The 17,185-nt window shown below is 70.3% G+C and carries 16 protein-coding genes; 8 read left to right on the forward strand and 8 right to left on the reverse strand.

Annotated features, from left to right (window positions below):
- Nucleotides 1-12: 12 nt before the first annotated feature.
- Genes AB0D74_RS01645 through cysN form a run of 3 tightly spaced genes read left to right on the forward strand, consistent with a single transcriptional unit; the run spans nucleotide 13 to nucleotide 3,961 of the window.
- Entirely contained in the window at nucleotides 13-1,125 is a 1,113-nt protein-coding gene (locus AB0D74_RS01645) for a hypothetical protein (protein ID WP_362579098.1), read from the forward strand.
- Nucleotides 1,122-2,024, forward strand: coding sequence for a sulfate adenylyltransferase subunit CysD (gene cysD, locus AB0D74_RS01650; protein ID WP_362579101.1), 903 nt, complete (start codon nucleotides 1,122-1,124; stop codon nucleotides 2,022-2,024). Before AB0D74_RS01645 ends, cysD begins: the two co-directional genes overlap by 4 nt.
- Nucleotides 2,024-3,961, forward strand: a complete 1,938-nt coding sequence (gene cysN, locus AB0D74_RS01655) for a sulfate adenylyltransferase subunit CysN (RefSeq protein WP_362579104.1) — start codon at nucleotides 2,024-2,026, stop codon at nucleotides 3,959-3,961. The genes cysD and cysN overlap by 1 nt, the downstream gene beginning before the upstream one ends.
- Nucleotides 3,962-4,016: 55 nt before the next feature.
- On the opposite strand, the gene AB0D74_RS01660 is transcribed toward cysN, so the two are convergent.
- Nucleotides 4,017-4,637: a TetR family transcriptional regulator gene (locus AB0D74_RS01660; RefSeq protein ID WP_362579107.1), complete on the reverse strand. Its 621-nt coding sequence runs from the start codon at nucleotides 4,635-4,637 to the stop codon at nucleotides 4,017-4,019.
- A gap of 67 nt (nucleotides 4,638-4,704) precedes the next feature.
- Here AB0D74_RS01660 and AB0D74_RS01665 point away from each other — a divergent pair, with 67 nt between their 5' ends.
- The gene (locus AB0D74_RS01665; RefSeq protein ID WP_362579110.1) at nucleotides 4,705-5,469 is read left to right on the forward strand and encodes an SDR family oxidoreductase; all 765 of its coding nucleotides are present in this window, start codon (nucleotides 4,705-4,707) and stop codon (nucleotides 5,467-5,469) included.
- A 68-nt stretch (nucleotides 5,470-5,537) separates the two neighbouring features.
- Here AB0D74_RS01665 and AB0D74_RS01670 read toward each other — a convergent pair whose 3' ends face one another.
- Nucleotides 5,538-6,263, reverse strand: a complete 726-nt coding sequence (locus AB0D74_RS01670) for a helix-turn-helix domain-containing protein (RefSeq protein WP_362579113.1) — start codon at nucleotides 6,261-6,263, stop codon at nucleotides 5,538-5,540.
- 270 nt (nucleotides 6,264-6,533) lie between these two features.
- On the opposite strand from AB0D74_RS01670, the gene AB0D74_RS01675 reads away from it, so the two are divergent.
- The 4 genes from AB0D74_RS01675 (at nucleotide 6,534) to AB0D74_RS01690 (ending at nucleotide 11,468) form a co-directional block, all read left to right on the forward strand.
- A complete protein-coding gene (locus tag AB0D74_RS01675) occupies nucleotides 6,534-7,535 on the forward strand; it encodes a 4-hydroxy-3-methylbut-2-enyl diphosphate reductase (RefSeq protein WP_362579116.1) in 1,002 nt (333 codons plus the stop codon).
- A 12-nt stretch (nucleotides 7,536-7,547) separates the two neighbouring features.
- Nucleotides 7,548-9,362: a 1-deoxy-D-xylulose-5-phosphate synthase gene (locus tag AB0D74_RS01680; RefSeq protein ID WP_362579119.1), complete on the forward strand. Its 1,815-nt coding sequence runs from the start codon at nucleotides 7,548-7,550 to the stop codon at nucleotides 9,360-9,362.
- Complete coding sequence (gene ispG / locus AB0D74_RS01685) at nucleotides 9,359-10,510, forward strand: flavodoxin-dependent (E)-4-hydroxy-3-methylbut-2-enyl-diphosphate synthase (protein ID WP_362580137.1); 1,152 nt, start codon at nucleotides 9,359-9,361, stop codon at nucleotides 10,508-10,510. The genes AB0D74_RS01680 and ispG overlap by 4 nt, the downstream gene beginning before the upstream one ends.
- Before the next feature lie 301 nt (nucleotides 10,511-10,811).
- Nucleotides 10,812-11,468, forward strand: a complete 657-nt coding sequence (locus tag AB0D74_RS01690; RefSeq protein WP_362579122.1) for a response regulator transcription factor — start codon at nucleotides 10,812-10,814, stop codon at nucleotides 11,466-11,468.
- On the opposite strand, the gene AB0D74_RS01695 is transcribed toward AB0D74_RS01690, so the two are convergent.
- From AB0D74_RS01695 to AB0D74_RS01720, 6 genes are all read right to left on the reverse strand, one after another.
- The gene (locus tag AB0D74_RS01695) at nucleotides 11,448-12,263 is read right to left on the reverse strand and encodes a hypothetical protein (protein ID WP_362579125.1); all 816 of its coding nucleotides are present in this window, start codon (nucleotides 12,261-12,263) and stop codon (nucleotides 11,448-11,450) included. The genes AB0D74_RS01690 and AB0D74_RS01695 overlap by 21 nt on opposite strands.
- An 83-nt stretch (nucleotides 12,264-12,346) precedes the next feature.
- The gene (locus AB0D74_RS01700) at nucleotides 12,347-13,540 is read right to left on the reverse strand and encodes a hypothetical protein (protein WP_362579128.1); all 1,194 of its coding nucleotides are present in this window, start codon (nucleotides 13,538-13,540) and stop codon (nucleotides 12,347-12,349) included.
- Nucleotides 13,541-13,542: 2 nt separating this feature from the next.
- Nucleotides 13,543-13,932, reverse strand: a complete 390-nt coding sequence (locus tag AB0D74_RS01705; protein WP_362579131.1) for a limonene-1,2-epoxide hydrolase family protein — start codon at nucleotides 13,930-13,932, stop codon at nucleotides 13,543-13,545.
- Nucleotides 13,933-13,934: 2 nt separating this feature from the next.
- Nucleotides 13,935-15,725 (reverse strand): FAD-dependent monooxygenase, encoded by a 1,791-nt coding sequence (locus AB0D74_RS01710; RefSeq protein WP_362579134.1) that lies wholly within the window; start codon nucleotides 15,723-15,725, stop codon nucleotides 13,935-13,937.
- Between the two features lie 48 nt (nucleotides 15,726-15,773).
- Entirely contained in the window at nucleotides 15,774-15,989 is a 216-nt protein-coding gene (locus AB0D74_RS01715; protein WP_362579137.1) for a ferredoxin, read from the reverse strand.
- A gap of 23 nt (nucleotides 15,990-16,012) precedes the next feature.
- On the reverse strand, nucleotides 16,013-17,182 hold the full coding sequence (locus AB0D74_RS01720) for a cytochrome P450 (protein ID WP_362579140.1): 1,170 nt from the start codon (nucleotides 17,180-17,182) through the stop codon (nucleotides 16,013-16,015).
- Between the last annotated feature and the right edge of the window lie 3 nt (nucleotides 17,183-17,185).

Raw genomic sequence — 17,185 nt, forward strand, 5'->3', positions numbered from 1 at the left:
AGGACTCCCGTCATGGCCATCGACCTCACCGGCGGACTGCCCGACACCCGGGAGGACGTCTTCGCCGACGTCCCCGCCAACCCCGAGATGCGCGACTCCGTGAGCATGTGGATCTCCGACGACCGTGGCGCGATCGGCCTGCCCCGGTTCGCCGTCGAGGCCTACGCACCCCAGTGGGAGGCGCACGGCATCCAGCTGAACCTCGCCCTCCCCGACGGCCGGGTCTACCGGCTGCGCGAGACCGGCAAGACCCACCCGGCGCTCGACGAGCAGGGCCGGCCGAGGATCATCGGCGCGGGTCCGCTCGCCTTCCGCTGCGTGGAGCCGTTCCGTCTGTGGACCGCCGACTTCCGGGGCACGGCCGTACGCCTCACGACCGCCGGCCTCCTCGGCGGTCACCACGACGGCCCCCGGGCCGAGGTGGAGTTCCACATCGAGGCCCGCCCCGCCGTACCGCCGTGGATCCAGGGCGCTCTGCTGCCCGACGCCGCCGAGAAGCTCACGACCGGCGTGGAGCAGGGCTTCATGGGCGGGCCCCGCTACGAGCAACTGGTCCGCGCCACCGGCACGGTACGCGTCGAGGGCGAGGAGCACGCCTTCACCGGCAGCGGGCTGCGCATCCGCCGCCAGGGGGTACGCCAACTGGCGGGGTTCCGGGGCCACTGCTGGCAGTCGGCGCTCTTCCCCGACGGCCGCGCGTTCGGCTACATCACCTACCCGCCGAGCCCCGACGGCCGCCCCACCTACAACGAGGGCTTCGTCTTCGACGGCGACGGTGCGCTCGTCCCGGCCCGCGTGGTCCGCGCCCCCTTCCTGCGGGCCCTGCGGGAGCGTGGCGAGGACGTCACCGCCGTCCTGGAGACCACCGACGGCCGCACCGTCCGGGTCGAGGCCGAGACCGTCTTCTCCGCCCATGACACCGCCTTGCGCCCGACCATGCCCGGCTTCCCGGTCCTGCACCAGTCCGGCGTCCGCTACCGCTGGGACGGCTCCGAGACGTACGGCATGATGGAGCGCTCGACCGTGCGCGGGGCCGTCGAGTGGCCGGACGGCGTGGACGCCCGACTGCGCGACTCCGCACCGGAGTTCTCCGCAGGTGACTACCGCCCCGGGAACACACCGTGACGGCACTCGGTCATCTGGAGCGCCTGGAGGCGGAGAGCATCCACATCCTGCGCGAGGCCGTCGCGGAGAGCGAGCGCCCGGTGCTGATGTACTCCGTCGGCAAGGACAGCACCGTCCTGCTGCATCTGGCGCGCAAGGCGTTCCATCCCGCTCCGCCGCCGTTCCCGCTCCTGCACGTCGACACCACGTGGAAGTTCCGGGCCATGTACGCCTTCCGGGACGAGGCGGCGACCGCGTCCGGCATGGAACTCGTCGTCCACCGCAATCCCTACTGCGTGGAGCACGGCATCAACCCCTTCGACCACGGCTCCGCCACGCACACCGACCTGTGGAAGACCGAAGGGCTCAAACAGGCCCTGGACCAGCACAGGTTCGACCTCGCCTTCGGCGGGGCCCGGCGCGACGAGGAGAAGTCGCGTGCCAAGGAACGCGTCTTCTCCATCCGCTCCGCCAGTCACCGCTGGGATCCCAAGGACCAGCGTCCGGAGCTGTGGCGTCTCTACAACGCCGCCCGCCGCCCAGGCCAGAGCGTCCGCGTCTTCCCGCTCTCCGACTGGACCGAACTCGACGTCTGGCTGTACATCCACCGGGAGAACCTTCCCGTCGTCCCGCTGTACTTCGCCGCTCCCCGGCCCGTGGTCGAACGCGACGGAGCCCTGATCATGGTCGACGACGACCGGCTGCCGCTGCGCCCCGGCGAGCGGCCCCGGACGCGCTCCGTGCGCTTCCGCACGCTCGGCTGCTACCCCCTCACCGGCGCCGTCGAGAGCCACGCGAAGAGCGTCACGGACATCATCCGGGAGATGCTCCTGACCACCGGCTCGGAGCGGCAGGGACGGGTCATCGACCACGACGCGGCGGCCTCGATGGAGAAGAAGAAGCAGGAAGGGTACTTCTGATGACCCACCGGCCACCGGGAACCGACCTCGCCGCGACCGACATCGACGCCTATCTGCGCCGGCACGAGGAGAAGTCGCTGCTGCGCTTCCTCACCTGCGGCAGCGTCGACGACGGCAAGAGCACCCTCATCGGGCGCCTGCTCTACGACTCCAAGCTGATCTTCTCCGACCACCTCGCGGCCCTGGAGACCGACTCGCGCACCGCGGGCACCCAGGGCGGCGCCCTCGACCTCGCACTTCTCGTCGATGGCCTGGCGGCCGAACGGGAGCAGGGCATCACCATCGACGTCGCGTACCGCTTCTTCACCACCGAGCGCCGTAAGTTCATCGTGGCCGACACCCCCGGCCACGAGCAGTACACCCGCAACATGGTCACCGGCGCCTCCACCGCCGACCTCGCCGTCGTCCTCGTCGACGCCCGCAAGGGAATCCTGACCCAGACCCGCCGGCACAGCCATCTCGTCGCGCTGCTCGGGATCCGACACGTCGTCCTCGCCGTCAACAAGCTCGACCTCGTCGGCTACGACCGCGAGGTCTTCACGTCGATCGCGGACGACTACCGGCGCTTCGCGGCGGGCATCGGCCTGACCGACGTCCAGTGCATCCCGGTCTCCGCCCTCAACGGCGACAACATCACCGCACGCGGCGCCGGCACACCGTGGTTCACCGGCCCCACGCTCATCGGGCACCTCGAGTCCGTGGACGTCGACAGCACCGCCGCCGGTGGCCCCTTCCGGCTGCCGGTCCAATGGGTGAGCCGCCCGCATCTCGACTTCCGGGGCTTCTGCGGCAGGATCGCCGGTGGCGGCATACGCACCGGTGACCGTGTCCGGGTGCTCCCGTCGGGCCGGGAGAGCACGGTCGCCCGCATCGTGACGGCCGACGGAGACCTCGGCACCGCCACCGCGGGTCAGTCCGTCACCCTCACGCTCGACGACGAGATCGACGTCAGCCGTGGCGACGTCATCGCGTCGGCGTCCCAACCTCCGGAAGTCGCCGACCAGTTCGAGTGCCATCTCGTGTGGATGAGCCCCGAGCCGATGCTGCCGGGCCGCTCGTACCTACTGAAACTGGGGACGCGCGTCGTCGGCGCGAACGTCTCCCGGCCCAAGTACAAGATCAACGTCGACACCCTGGAACGGACGGCCGCTCGCACCCTCGCGCTCAACGACATCGGCGTGTGCACCCTGGCTCTCGACCGGCCCGTCCCCTTCGACCCCTACGCCGACAACCGCGAGATGGGCGGCTTCGTCCTCATCGACCGCGTCACCCGGAACACCATAGGTGCCGGCCTGCTGCGCTTCGCGCTCCGCCGGGCCCACACCATCCACTGGCAGCCCACCGAGGTGACCCGCTCGGCGCGGGCCGGGCGCAAGGGGCAGCGACCGGCCGTCGTCTGGCTCACCGGTCTCTCCGGTGCCGGCAAGTCGACCATCGCCGACCTCGTCGAACGCCGCCTGCACGACGAGGGATTCCACACCTTCCTCCTCGACGGTGACAACCTGCGGCACGGCCTGTGCCACGACCTCGGGTTCACGGACGCGGACCGCGTCGAGAACATCCGGCGTGCCGCCGAGGTCGCCCGGCTGATGACGGACGCGGGCCTCGTCGTCCTCGCCTCGTTCATCTCCCCGTTCCGGGCCGAACGCGAACTGGCCCGGTCCCTGCTCCCGGACGGCGAGTTCGTCGAGGTCCACGTGGACACCCCGCTCGTGGTCGCCGAGTCCCGCGACCCCAAGGGGCTGTACGCCAAGGCACGCCGCGGCGAACTCCCCCACTTCACCGGCATCGACTCCCCCTACGAGGCGCCGCGCGACCCGGAGCTCCGGCTCGACGCGAGCGGCTCGCTCCCCGTCGAGGAACTGGCCACGCGCGTCGTCGAACACCTGAGGGCCGGCGGGTACCTCGGCACCTCAAGGCCCGACGACGGCGGCTGACCGGCCCCGCTTCGGTGCCCTCGCGATCGCTGTCAGGGTCGCCGGCCGGGCCTGTTCAGCGGCCCGGAGTGATCAGCTGTTGCACAGCCGATCCGTAGAGGCGCACGAGACGGCTGCGCCCTTCACCCGTGGACGACTCGGGTTCGATGGCGTCCCAGGCCTGGACCAGGCCCATCAGCTGCGCCGAGACGAGCCACGCGCGGGTTGTCGTGTCCGCCCCTTCGAGACGCGCGCCGAGCCCCTCCACCATGAGCCGCGACATCGCCGCGACGAGTTCCTGCCGGAGGACAGCGTGGTCGGCCGCGCGCAGGAGGACCGTGAACGTGCGACGCATCTCCGCATGCTCGGGAGCAAGGAGGTAGGCGACGAGCCGCTCGCCCATGGTGTCGAGCGGACCGTCGAGCTGCGGCCTGAAGTAGGTGTCGAAGCCGATCACTCTTGCGAACAGTTCCGCCTTCGAGTGGAAGTGCCGTATCACGATCGACGGGTCGACCCCCGCGGCCGAAGCGATGTCCCTGATCGACGCACCGGAGAAGCCGCGGTCGTGGAACAGGCGTCGGGCCTGTTCCGCTATGGCGCGCTGGGTGGGAGTCGCCGGAGCTTGGTCGAACTTCGAAACGGCCGAGGAAACATCTGACACACCTGGAGCCAACACCGTTGACAGGCGCTCTGTCAACGGTGTTGGCTCCAGGTGTCAACAGTGTTGACACCTGGAGCACGACGAATTCGAGAGGAACGGACCCATGAGTGGACGTCTTGACGGCCGTGCAGCCATCGTCACCGGCGCCGCCGGCGGCATCGGAGGAGGCGCCGCGCGTCGCTTCGCCGACGAGGGTGCCCTGCTCGCGCTGTCCGACATCGACGGCCCCGCGGTGGAGGCGGTCGCCCAGGAGATCCGGGACAAGGGCGGTCGCGCGATCGCCGTACAGTGCGACATCGCCGTGCCGGAGCAGATCGAGGCCGTTGTCGACGCGACGATCCGGGAATACGGAACCGTGGACATCCTCGCGAACATCGCGCAGGGCGGCCTCGACGAGCACCACCTGCTCGAGGACGCCACTCCGGCAGAGGGCCTGACCGCGTACCGGACCGGTCCGCTGCAGAGCATGATCTTCATGCAGAAGTGCCTGCCGTACATGAAGGAGCGGCGCTACGGCCGCGTGATCAACACGGCGTCCGGCGCAGCGGTCAGCCCCCGCCCCGGATTCGCCACCTACGCGATGGCCAAGGGAGCCGTCATGGCCCTCACACGAGTCGCTTCGCAGGAGTGGGGCCAGTACGGAATCACCACCAACACCTTCCTTCCGGTCGGCCGGAGCGACGCCTTCAACCTCACCGAACAGGGTCGTGCGGCAGCCGCGCAGATCGAGGCGCACAGCCCCCTGCGCCGCTTCGGAACGCCCTATGACGACGTAGCCCCGCTGCTGGTCTTCCTGGCGAGCGAGGAGGCCGGTTACATCAACGGCCAGGCGATCGGCGCGGACGGCGGGATCACCTTCATCGCCTGACGGACCTGCCACCCGAACCTGCATCGGACCCAGTCGCCCGACAGGACCGGACCCGGTGCCGGTGCCGGTCAGCACACACCGACGAGGTCCTGTTCGATGGCATCCACCGTGTCCAGCAGGACGCGCGCGACGCTGCGCAGATCCCGGCTCGTGACCGTGTCGCCCACCACGATCGCGACCATCGGGCCGGCCCTGCCCAGGCGGAGCGGGGCTGCCAGTTCGACCAGTTCGGGAATGTGCTCGCTCCGCGCGTAGGACAGGCCGGTCCGCCGGATCCGCTCGAACTCGAGCCGTAACGCGTCCGTTCTGGCCGAGACCACGCGGGAGCCGGACGTCGTAGCGGCGAAGAGGTCCGCCGGGTTCCGTTTGGCCATCGCGAGCAGAAGCCTGCCCGCCGCCGAACTGTGTGCCGGGACCGGCTGCCGCAGCGCCATCGCCAGGCGGACGTGTTCCTGGCCGTAGAGGGTGCCGACATGCTGGACCTTGGTGCCCGACAGCGTGCCGAGGCTGACGATCCTGTTGGTCAGCTGGAACAGTTCGATCAGGAAGGGAGTGACCGGGTAGTTGAGCCACTGGACCGACGCGGGACCACCGGTGGCCGCCAACCGAAGCAAGTAGGTGCCGAGTTCATAGGACTTCGACTCCTTCCGTATGGCGAGGCCGTTGTCGGTGAGCACCCGCATCAGGCGGTGCAGCGTGGACTTGGGGAGGTCCACCAGACGGGACAGTTCCGACAGGGTCAGCGGTCGCGACGCCTCGGCCAAAGCCTCCAGGACCGCGAGCGCTTTGCGCAACGGGCCTCCTGCCGATCCGGGCGTCAGAGGATCTCGCTCATCGTCCACGCGAAACTCCCGTCGCTGAAGCGCGTCCAACTGGTCCATGCCTACCTGCGCGCGCGGGCGAGCTCAAGATCGACCGGACTTGCTGTCCCGTGGGGCCACGGCATTGGTCCCCTTTGGCAAGCGCGGCGGCAGTCCGCGGCCCAGGCCGCTGTTTCCATGGTCGTTCCGGAAAGTGGAAACGGGCGTTGAGGGCGGGACCTCGTCCTCCCTAGCCTCCCAGGCGTGGCTAATGTGAGCTCGGATGAGTACGCGGTCAGCGGCGTGACCCGCCGCGTCCTGCTGGCTGGTCCTCGATCCTTCTGTGCGGGTGTCGAGCGGGCCATCGAGATCGTCGAGCGGACGCTGGAGGCACGCGGTGCCCCTGTCTACGTTCGCAAGCAGATCGTGCACAACGTCACCGTCGTCGACGACCTCGCGGAGCGTGGCGCGGTGTTCGTCGACGAGCTGGACGAGGTGCCCGACAACGCGACGGTGGTGTTCTCCGCGCACGGTGTCTCGCCCGCGGTGCGTGAGGAGGCGGCCCGGCGCGGTCTGGACGTGATCGACGGAACCTGTCCCCTGGTCGCCAAGGTGCATGCCGAGGCGCGTCGTTTCGCGGCCCGGGGCGACACCATCGTCCTCGTGGGACACGCGGGGCACGAGGAGGTCGAGGGCACCCTCGGCGAGGCACCGGAGTCCATGGTGCTGGTCGAGACGGCCGAGGAGGCACGCGGACTGTCCGGAGTCGACGGACGGAGCGTGTCCTACCTCACCCAGACCACGCTGGCCGTCGACGAGACCGCGGAGGTCGTCGGGGCCCTGAGGGAGAAGTTCCCGCTGCTCCAGGAGCCGGCGTCCGACGACATCTGCTACGCGACCACCAACCGGCAGGCCGCACTCAAGGCGATCGTCGCGGAGTCGGACCTCGTCCTGGTCGTCGGCTCGCAGAACTCCTCCAACTCGGTCCGCCTGGTGGAGTTGGCACGCCGCGAGAACACCCGCGCCGAGCTGATCGACCGTGCCGCCGACATCCGGCCGGAATGGCTGGACGGCGTGCGGACCGTAGGGCTCACGGCAGGAGCGTCGGCACCGCCCGCCCTGGTGGCGGAGGTCGTGACCTGGTTGGAGGCCTTCGGTCCGGTCAGCGTCGAGGAACGTGAGATCACCCGAGAAACCATACATTTCGACCTTCCCCCGGCGGTCCGCGGCGACGTGCGTCGTCCGGCGGACGGCCGTCCCAGCTGAGCGAGGAGAGCCGTGTCATTCCCTGTGCTCGGCCGTATCACCGGCCCCGAGGACCTCAAGAGACTGCGTCCGGATCAACTGCCCACGTTGGCGCGCGAGATCAGGGAGTTCCTGGTCGAGAAGGTCTGCGCGTCCGGCGGGCACCTCGGCCCGAACCTCGGTGTGGTGGAGCTGACCATCGCGCTGCACCGCGTGTTCGACTCGCCCACCGACAGGATGGTGTTCGACACCGGACACCAGTCCTACGTACACAAGATACTCACCGGCCGGCAGGCCGAGTTCGACTCCCTGCGCGCTGCCGGGGGCCTGTCCGGCTATCCGCTCCGCGAGGAGTCGGAGCACGATCTCGTGGAGAACTCGCACGCCTCCACGGCGCTGTCCTACGCCGCGGGCCTGGCCAAGGCCCGGCGGCTGCTCGGTGAGGACCACCGTCGCGTGGTCGCGGTCACCGGGGACGGCGCGCTGACCGGCGGCATGGCCTGGGAAGCCATGAACAGCCTCGGCAACGGCGCCGATCCGGTGGTGGTCGTCCTCAACGACAACGGCCGCTCCTACGACCCCACGGTCGGTGGGCTGGCCGAGCACCTGACCGCCCTGCGTGCCGGTCAGCACCAGGGGCACAACCTCTTCGAGACCATCGGCTTCACCTATGTCGGCCCGGTGGACGGGCATGACATCACCGCCGTGGAGCAGGCGTGCCGCCGGGCGACGGAGCTGGACGGTCCGGTCGTGGTCCACTGTGTCACCGAGAAGGGCCGCGGGTACGCCCACGCCGAGAACGACGAGGCCGACCGCATGCACGGAATCGGCGTCATCGATTCCGCCACCGGCCGGTCGCGGGGAAGCTCCGCACCCTCGTGGACGGGCATCTTCGGCGGGGAGATGGAACGGATCGGTGAAGCGCGGCCCGACGTCGTGGCGCTGACCGCCGCGATGCTGCGGCCTGTCGGTCTGCTCCGGTTCGCCCGCCGCTTTCCGGACCGGGTGTTCGACCTGGGCATCGCCGAGCAGCACACGGTCACCAGCGCCGCCGGGATGGCCATGGGCGGCCTGCACCCGGTGGTCTGCCTGTACGCCACATTCCTGAACCGGGCCGTGGACCAGATCATGATGGACGTGGCCCTGCACGAGCTGCCGGTGACCTTCGTCCTGGACCGTGCCGGCGTCACCGGTCCCGACGGACCCAGCCACCACGGCATGTGGGATCTCGCCCTGCTGGGTACGGTGCCGGGCATGCGGGTCGCCTCGCCACGGGACCCCGCCCGGCTCGCGGAACTGCTGGACGAGGCGCTGGACACGCGGGACGGCCCCACGGCGCTGCGCTTCCCGAAGGGCGGCGCGGGCGCGGACATCCCCGCGCTGAGCCGCATGGAGGGTGTGGACATCCTGCACCGCACCCGTTCCCGGCCGCTGGAGGTCCTGCTCGTCAGTGCCGGGGCGCTCGCGGGCACCGCGCTGCGCGCGGCGGAGCTGCTGGCCGACGCCGGCGTCGGCGTCACGGTCATCGACCCTCGCTGGGTGCTGCCGGTCAGTCCGGTCCTGGTCCATCTGGCCTCCCGGCACCAGCTGACCCTGTCCGTCGAGGACGGGGTGCGCACCGGGGGTGTGGGCGCGGCGCTGGCCCAGGCGTGCGCCGATGCCCGGGTTCCCACGCCGGTGCACGCGCTGGGACTGCCCCGCAGCTTCCTCGGCCACGGTGAACGAGCGGGCATCCTCGCCGAGCACGGTCTCACCGCACGGTCCATCGCCGAAACCGCACTCGCCCTGCTCGGCGCCGCGGCGGCACCGCACGCACCCGCACCTCGTCGGGAGAGGACATCATGGTGACCCAGGTACCGCTCGGTATGCCCGCTCTGCCGCCCACCGTGCTCGCCGACCGCCGCAGAACCCGCCAGTTGCTGGTCGGATCGGTCGGGGTGGGCAGTGACCACCCGGTCTCGGTGCAGTCGATGACCACGACCGTCACGGCCGACGTCAACGCCACCCTCCAGCAGATCGCCGAACTCACCGCCGCCGGCTGCGACATCGTCCGCGTCGCCTGCCCCAGCGCGGACGACGCCGAGGCCTTGGCCACGATCGCCCGGAAGTCGAAGATCCCGGTCATCGCCGACATCCACTTCCAGCCGAAGTACGTCTTCTCTGCCATCGAGGCCGGCTGCGCCGCGGTGCGTGTCAATCCGGGCAACATCAAGAAGTTCGACGACAAGGTGGGCGAGATCGCCCGCGCGGCCAAGGACCACGGCACTCCGATCCGGATCGGGGTGAACGCCGGGTCGCTGGACGCCCGCCTCATGCGCAAGTACGGGAAGGCCACCCCGGAGGCGCTCGCCGAGTCCGCGCTGTGGGAGGCGTCGCTCTTCGGCGAGCACGACTTCCACGACCTGAAGATCTCGGTCAAACACAACGATCCCGTGGTCATGATCCGTGCCTACGAGATCCTCGCCGAACAGTGCGACTACCCGCTGCACCTGGGCGTCACCGAGGCGGGGCCGGCGTTCCAGGGCACCGTCAAGTCCGCCGTCGCCTTCGGGGCGCTGCTGCGCCAAGGCATCGGCGACACCATCCGGGTCTCCCTGTCGGCGCCGCCGGTGGAGGAGGTCAAGGTCGGAACCCAGATCCTCCAGTCGCTCAATCTGCGGCCCCGGAAACTGGAGATCGTCTCCTGCCCCTCGTGCGGCCGGGCGCAGGTGGACGTCTACAAGCTCGCCGCCGAGGTCAGCGCCGGCCTGGAGGGCATGGAGGTGCCCCTGCGGGTTGCCGTGATGGGGTGCGTGGTCAACGGTCCAGGAGAGGCGCGCGAGGCCGACCTGGGAGTGGCGTCCGGCAACGGCAAGGGCCAGATCTTCGTCAGGGGCGAGGTGATCAAGACCGTTCCCGAGCACCGCATCGTGGAGACCCTCATCGAGGAGGCCATGCACCTCGCCGAGGCCATGACCCCGGACGCCTCGGGCTCCGTCACGGTCGTCACCGGCTGACTGAGGGATTCCCCTTAGCGGGAACGAAAACAGCTCGGTCGCCCGAATCCCCGAAGTAGACCAAGTACGGTCATTGACATCGCCTTTCCGACTGCCGATGACCGCACTTGGCCCTATTCGGGGATTTTTGACGTGATGGCAGCACATGAGTCCCGTCCCACCATCCCCTGAGGCCACGTTGAGCGGGCGAGACCACACAGACAGAGGAGAGGCGACACCGGCCCGGGAGCGCCGTGCCCGAAACCAGGTACGGAACCCCATGCCCCGGCTGCCGTACTCCCCCACTTCCCGGAGGCCTGCCATGATCGTCAAGACCAAGACCGCCGAGACAGCGATACGTCAGATAAGGGCACTGGTCCGCACGCCGGATCCGCTGACGCATTCGGTGGTCAGCGCCCAGCTCGGCGCAGCGCCGAACATAGAAGTCGTCACGGTGGAGCAACCGGGCCCGGCGGACGTGGCCGTGGTCGTCACCGAGCGCATGACCGTGGAGGTGACGTCGTTACTGCGCAGGCTCAAGGACTCCTCGCGGGTACCGGTGGTGCTCATCCCTTCGGAGATCGACCGTGCCGACCTGTGCACCGCAGTGGAGTGCAACGTGGTCGCGGTACTGCCGCGAGCCGCCGCCACCAGCAACCGCATCGAGGAGGCGGTGCTGACCGCCGCGTCCGGCGGGGGCGTGCTCCCCGCGAAGCTGCTGGGCGAACTGCTCCGGCAGTTCGAGCGGATGCAGCGGGAGGTCCTCTCACCGCACGGCCTGCACACCTCCGGGCTGACTCCCCGGGAGATCGATGTGCTGCGGCTGATGTCGGAGGGCTTGGACACCGCTGAGATAGCCACCCGGATGTGCCTGTCGGAACGGGCGGTCAAACGCGTCGTCTTCGGGGTCACCCAGCGCCTGAACCTCCGCAACCGGCCGCACGCCGTGGCGTACGCCTTACGGAGCGGTGTCATCTGACCGGAGACCGACGCCCGCGCGGGGCGCCGGCCCGGTCCCGGAACCCGTGGCCGAGGGTCCCGCCGGAGCCACGGTGACGGCCCTCGGCGCGCGAAGGGCCCACAGGGGCCGTCCCTCCCGGCGCATCGTCCTGGACAGCAGCACCACATAGGCGAGGTCCAGAGGCACGTAGGTCGCCACCAGCACCTGGAGCAGGTGGTGGGAGGGATGGACGACGACGGCGGTCAGTCCGGCGAAGAGAGAGCCCACGGTCTTCGCGACGGCGATGTACATCGACTGTCCCGCGCTGGACCCGCGCCGCTTGAGCAGCAGGATGAACGACGCGCTCAGCGGCACCTGGATGATCATTCCGGTGTACATGCCGTCGCGGTCGTTGAACTCGTTCGCGCCGACGACGACGATCAACGACGCCCATACCAGCACACCGGCGAGCGCCCACCGGACGACCCGCGCCGGCAGGCCGGGGTAGTCGCGCGGCCCGTACTTCAGCGCCTGGTACAGCAGGACGACGTCGAAGACGAGCCAGAGGACGTTGATCTGGCGCTGGGTCGGTGTCTGTTCCAGCAGGAAGGTCAGGCTGAACTCCCAGGCGAAGTTCACCGCCACCAGGTAGGCGGCTATCCCCACACGCCGGTCCTGGGACGCCTGCCGGATCGCCAGGAGGTACGTCACTATCCAGCCCAGCACGGTCGGTCCGGCCACCGCCGCGAAGAGGGCGTCCGGAACATGGGCCGGCCCCGCGGTGACCGGGGGGACCTGTGACATCGGGATGAGGAAGGGGGGCAGCCAGGTCATGGGATCCCTCGTGGGTCGGAGCGGGGTGGAACGGGCGGGGCCGGACGGGCGGCGGACGGGCGGCGGACGGGTCAGGGGCTGGGTCAGAGGCTGGGCACGATGGGCTCCAGGCCGAAGAACGACCCGCCGTACAGCTCGTGGCCGACGTGCACGTTGAGCATGGCGTGGCGGGCCGCGGTGTTGGCGTCCCGCCAGTACTGCTGCAACGGGTTCGCCTCGGCGAAGGACGCCGCACCGTGCGCCCACAGCAACTCGTCGAGCGCGGCGGTCACCAGGGCGACCGCCTGCCCGACGTCGCCGCGGATGCGCAGGAGTTCGCTGTCCGGCAGCGAGACGGCCCCGTAGGCGGCCTCGTCGAGCGCGTCCGCGGCCCGGTTCACATGCATTTCGGCGGCGTCGATCGACAGAGCCGTCCTTCCCAGCGAGGACACGAAGGTCCGTGAGTCCGGCTGGCGGGTGTACTTGGTGGGCGCGATACCCCGGGCGGGCGCTTTCTCCACGACGAAGGCGCGGGCCGCCTGGCCGGCGCCGAGCACCACGGAGGCGCAGACGACGGCCATGGCGGCGATCGCCGCGGTGCGGAACAACGGCGGCAGGCCGAGGTCGGTGGCGTTCTCCCGTCCGCGTTGCAACGCGCCGGAGATGACCCGGTGTTCGGGGACGAACGCGTCCCGGAGCGCGACGGTGTGGCTGCCGGTGGCGCGCATGCCGACGGTGCGCCAGGTGTCCTCGATGGTCAGGTCCGCCACGGGCACCAGCACGGAGAGCCCGCCTATCGGCTCCCCGTCGGCATTCAGCTCCCGGGCGACCAGGATCGCCCAGTCGTCGTGCAGGACGCCGGTGCCGTACGGCCAGGTACCCGTGAGCAGATAGCCGCCCTCGGTGCGTACCGCGGTGCCCGCAGCCGCGAAGATCGAGGCCAGCTTGGCGCCGGGGTTGTCCCCGAACACCTCGTCCCGCGCCGCCTGGGGAAACTTCGCGGCGAGCAGGTTGGAGCCGTTGATGTTGTTGACCACCCACGACGTGGACGGGCAGTAGTGGGAGAGTGCCTTGGCGACCTCGCTCATGGTCCGGACGTCGGCCTCCAGGCCGCCGTAGCTCCTCGCGGTCCAGACCATACCCAGCTGCGACTGGTCGATCGCCCGCACCGTGGCCTCGGGCAGCCGCCGCTCCCGCTCTCCCTCGGCGACGCCCTCCGCGAAGACCGGCCCGAATTTGTGGACCCTGTCCACCAGTTCGGTCCGCAGCTCCATCGGGTCGGTTCGAATCTCTGTCATGGTCACCATTCCGGGCTTTCGGTGATGAGGTGGGTGAAGTCGAAGTAGTCCCGCCAGGCGCTGATCCGGCCGGCCCGCAGTTCGAAGGCCCCCATCACCTTCAGGTGCAGTGCGATGGGCGTGCCGTCGACGCGCAGCATGTTCTCCATGCGCTCGACCAGGACGGTGCCACCGGCCGTGGCCATGTGCCGGAAGCTCACCTCCAGCCGCGCGAAGTCGGGCGGCATGAGCCGGAGGATCTCCGCCTTGCCCCGGCACACCGGGGAGCCGGGGTTCTCCCACACACAGTCGTCGGTCAGGTAGCGGTCCACGGCCGCGCGGACGTCGGCCGGGTCCGGCCCCATCGACGTCAGGAAGTCATGGACGAGACGCTCGCCGTCGGTGGAGGGCATGGTCAGCTCCCGCCGTCCGTCGCGACGGACCGGCCGAGGACTCGGTCGAAGGCCGCGCCGAGTTCCTGGTCGGCGTGGCGGCCCGCGCGGACACTGCGCCAGGCGACGTGCTGGTCCGGCCGCACCAGGACGGCGCCGTCGTCGTCGATCTCCCGCACCGCGGCCCAGCCGCCCTCCGCGTCCCAGTGGCCCACCGCGTCGGGCTCCCGGCCGATGGACACCAGGCGGAGCGCCACTCCGTGGGTGTCCGCGACCCTTTTGGCGGCAGCCGCCCAGCCCTCGCCCAGCGGCCCGGTGATCAGCACGAAACCGCCGTCGCCGCCTGCCAGGTCGTGCGTGGAGACCCGGGTGTCGCCGTGCCGCAGCCACGCGTGCGGGAGCCGGTGCCCCGGCCGGGTCGTCGGACGGTAGACCGCACCCATCGGGTCCCGGGGCGGCGGCGGGGTGCCGTCCGGGAGCACCGCGCCGGCCGCGTAGTGGTGACCGAGCTCGATGTCGTGTGCCTGGTACTCGATGCGCTGGGTGCCGAACGCCTCCCGCACCACGGCCCGCCGGGTCTCGCCCATCGGTGTGTCGGCCAGCAGTGCGCGGATACTGGCCTCGGTGGCCGCAGGCCGGCCTCGCGTCATGCCGAGGGCCGCGAACAGGATGCCGTAGTTGACCAGACAGCCCATCGCCCAGTCCACGTTCCGTCGGGCGACGGGCAGCCGCTCCGCCTCGTAGGAGTCGAGCAGCACGTCGTCGGCCCGGCCGTCGAGCACGGCCTTGAACTTCCAGGCGAGGTTGTGCACGTCCTGGATCGCTGTGTTCAGGCCGCCGCCGGCGGCGGGTGGCTGCCGATGCGCGGCATCGCCGGCGAGGAAGACGCGGCCGGCCCGGAAGGACCGGGCCACGACGGCCTCCGGCCGGTACTCGCTCACGTGGTGGACCTGTATGCCGAGGTCCTCCGGCAGTTTCAGCAGTTCCCGCACCCGGATCGTGATCGCCTCCGCGTCGAGGCCGCCCGCGTCCGTACCCGGCGGCACCCGGAAGTGCAGTGCCCACTCCTCGGACGCCGAGCCCCAGTCGGGCCCGGACGCGACGAGTACCGAGACCTCGCCGTCGACGCCGAAGACGTGGGTCATCAGCACCGAGTCGCTCCACCAGCGGGCGAGATCCGCGCTGAAGTGGACCGAGATGATGGTGAACCCGCCGCCGGCGCCGTCCATCGGGATGCCCAGCGCACCGCCGACGCTCCTGCCGCCGTCGGCGCCGAGCAGGTACCGGGCACGGACCGTGACCACCTCGCCGGTCACCCGGTCGGCCACCCTCGCCCGGACCCCGTTCTCGTCCTGGGTGAAATCCTCCATCTCATGGTTGAACAGCAGGCTGGACGGAGCCCGTCGCTCCGCGTGCCGGCGCAGCAGCGGTTCGAGCCGGTGCTGCGGAAGGTTGGTCGAAGGTCCCGTGCTGTCGGCGGCGTAGGGGCCGGCGGTGCTGCCGCCGCCGAAGGCGTCCGTCCGGTACAGCTCCCGCCCGTCCACCGGGCCGTCGCCGCCCAGTGAGGTGCGCCAGGCGACTTCGCTCATGTTCGGGAGCGGGCAGCTGATCCGGTAGACGTCGTCGGCGATGCCGTGCTGGCGGAAGATCTCCATGGTGCGCTGGTTCAGGTAGTGCGCCCTGGGCAGGACCGACGTCGACTCGCGACGCTCCACCACGAGATGGCGCACCCCCACGTCGGACAGGAAGACCGATGCGGCGAGTCCGCAGCCGCCACCACCGACCACGAGAACGGGCACTTCTACGTCAGACATTGGTCTTCCTCTGAGCTTCGAACGAACGGGACGAACCACCCGGGCGGGTCATTCGTCGTGAGCCGGCGGCTTCTCGTGCAGGACGACGACCGCGTTCGGGCACCGTGAGGCGGCTTCCCGGACCCGTGCGTGCTCGCGCTCCGGCGGCATCGCGTCGAGCAGGACCACCCTGCCGTCCTCGTCGTTCTGGTCGAAGACCGCCGGCGCGTACCGCGCGCAGTTCCCGATGGCGAAACATCTGCTGTCGTCGACCTCGACCTTCATGGTCAGCTCCTTCTCGCCGCCGGTCACCAGGTGACCGGCAGGGCGTTCACCCCGAAGACCAGTGCGTTGGTGCGGTACTCCAGCTCGTCGAGCGGGACTGCCGAGCGCAGCGTGGGGAACCTGGTGAACAGGGCCGGCAGCGCGACGCGCAGCTCCATCCGGGCCAGTTGCTGGCCCAGGCACTGGTGCGGGCCGAAGCCGAACGTGAGGTGGCGCTGCGGGGGCCGGCGCACGTCCAGGCTGTCCAGGTCCTCGCCGGTCGTGCCGGGGTCCCGGTTGGCTGCCAGGACGGACGCCACGACGTGCTCGCCCTCCTTGATCTCCTGGTCGCGTACGCAGACGGTGCCGGTCGCCTGCCGCGGCAGGATGGTGGCCGGGGCGGTGTAGCGCAGCAGTTCCTCGACGGCGCTGTCCGTCACCGAGGGGTCGTCGCGTACCGCCGCGAGCTGCTCGGGGTGATGGAGCAGCAGGGCGATGCTCGCCGAAAGGGTGTTGGCGATCGTCTCGTGCCCGGCGATGAGCAGCATGTTGCCGATACCGGCCAGCTCCTCGTCGCTCAGCTGGTCGCCGAAGTCGCGCACCACGCGGCCCAGTACGTTGTCGCCCGGGTTCTCCCGGTGCTTCGCCACGAGTCCGGCCATGTAGGCCATCATCTCGGCGGCCTTCTCCATCTGGACTTCGCGGCTCTGCCCGAAGTCCAGCGCGAGGGCGGTACGGCGCTGGAACCCCTCTCGGTCGCTGTAGGGCACACCCAGCAGTTCGCAGATGACGAGCGTCGGGATCGGGGTACTGAAGACCTGCACCAGGTCCGCACCCGGGCCGGCCTCCGCCAGCGCGTCCAGGGCGGAATCGACCACGGCCTCGATGCTCGGCCGCAGCTCGCGCGCCCGCTTGGTGGTGAACGACGCGGTCAGCATGCGCCGGAGCCGGGTGTGGTCGGCGCCGTCGTAGCTCAGCAGGTTCCCCGGCTGGTACGGCATGGAGCCGCCCATGTGCAGCCGGTCGTCCGCGAGCACGTTCTTGACATCCTCGTAACGGGTGACGACCACCGCGTCGAACTCGCCCAGCATCGGGCTGGGCACCTTGACCCGGCTCAGCTCGTCGTCCTTCTGCGCGTCGTACAGCTCGGCGACGGGGGCGAACGGGCATTGGGCAGCCCGTCCGCCGATGGGGATGGTTGTCGGCTCGGTCATGAG

The organism is Streptomyces sp. NPDC048278 (assembly GCF_040652195.1).
Lineage (GTDB): Bacteria > Actinomycetota > Actinomycetes > Streptomycetales > Streptomycetaceae > Streptomyces.

Bases quoted from the DNA above. Each gene is read 5' to 3' on its own strand.
- AB0D74_RS01705 (WP_362579131.1), bottom strand. From the start codon at position 13,932: ATGCCCTCCACCGACGGCGAGCGTCTCGTCCATGACTTCCTGACGTCG.
- AB0D74_RS01700 (WP_362579128.1), bottom strand. From the start codon at position 13,540: ATGACAGAGATTCGAACCGACCCGATGGAGCTGCGGACCGAACTGGTG.
- AB0D74_RS01715 (WP_362579137.1), bottom strand. From the start codon at position 15,989: ATGAAGGTCGAGGTCGACGACAGCAGATGTTTCGCCATCGGGAACTGC.
- AB0D74_RS01690 (WP_362579122.1), top strand. From the start codon at position 10,812: ATGATCGTCAAGACCAAGACCGCCGAGACAGCGATACGTCAGATAAGG.
- AB0D74_RS01695 (WP_362579125.1), bottom strand. From the start codon at position 12,263: ATGACCTGGCTGCCCCCCTTCCTCATCCCGATGTCACAGGTCCCCCCG.
- AB0D74_RS01710 (WP_362579134.1), bottom strand. From the start codon at position 15,725: ATGTCTGACGTAGAAGTGCCCGTTCTCGTGGTCGGTGGTGGCGGCTGC.
- cysN (WP_362579104.1), top strand. From the start codon at position 2,024: ATGACCCACCGGCCACCGGGAACCGACCTCGCCGCGACCGACATCGAC.
- AB0D74_RS01645 (WP_362579098.1), top strand. From the start codon at position 13: ATGGCCATCGACCTCACCGGCGGACTGCCCGACACCCGGGAGGACGTC.
- AB0D74_RS01665 (WP_362579110.1), top strand. From the start codon at position 4,705: ATGAGTGGACGTCTTGACGGCCGTGCAGCCATCGTCACCGGCGCCGCC.
- AB0D74_RS01720 (WP_362579140.1), bottom strand. From the start codon at position 17,182: ATGACCGAGCCGACAACCATCCCCATCGGCGGACGGGCTGCCCAATGC.